Source organism: Thauera linaloolentis 47Lol = DSM 12138 (assembly GCF_000310205.1).
In the GTDB taxonomy this organism is placed as follows: Bacteria; Pseudomonadota; Gammaproteobacteria; order Burkholderiales; family Rhodocyclaceae; genus Thauera; species Thauera linaloolentis.
In genome coordinates, this window is record NZ_AMXE01000203.1 from 1 (window position 1) to 480 (window position 480).

General features: G+C 50.2%; 1 protein-coding gene. It reads right to left on the reverse strand.

The window, feature by feature from the left end:
- Positions 1–151: 151 nt before the first annotated feature.
- Positions 152–382, reverse strand: coding sequence for a hypothetical protein (locus C666_RS20670; RefSeq protein ID WP_157280523.1), 231 nt, complete (start codon positions 380–382; stop codon positions 152–154).
- Between the last annotated feature and the right edge of the window lie 98 nt (positions 383–480).

Below are 480 nucleotides of genomic sequence, written 5' to 3' on the forward strand. Positions count from 1 at the left end.
AGGTCCATTTCACCGTTCTTGAGAAATTTATTTCACCGATGTGAGAAAAATTTCAAAACGAGTGAGAACCTACATCTCTAGCTCCAAGGCGAACTCGAGTTGGCGCAACTATTTGTTAGTTTTCTCAATTTTTCTGTGAACCTGCAGGTTCTCAAATACGGTGAAATGGTTCCCCAGCAGCGGCGCCGGAAATTTCACCCTTCAATGAGAACCCTTCACCACTTGATTTTCGCATACGGTGAAATGATACTGAGTTTCTCGCAAAAACGATGATACGGCCAAGCGTTCGGGCCGCCGGTGGGGGTAGCAGGGCGAGGATCTCTCGCATCCACCCGATGTGATCGAGCCCGAAGTCTAGTCCGTGAAGCGTCTGTTCAGTCATGGTCGGCCTCCGCTTCGAGCTCGCTCATGATGACCTGCCCCCTTCAGCCGTGCCAATGTTGAGTTAGCGAGTCCAAGGGTTTGGAGATTACTGGATCT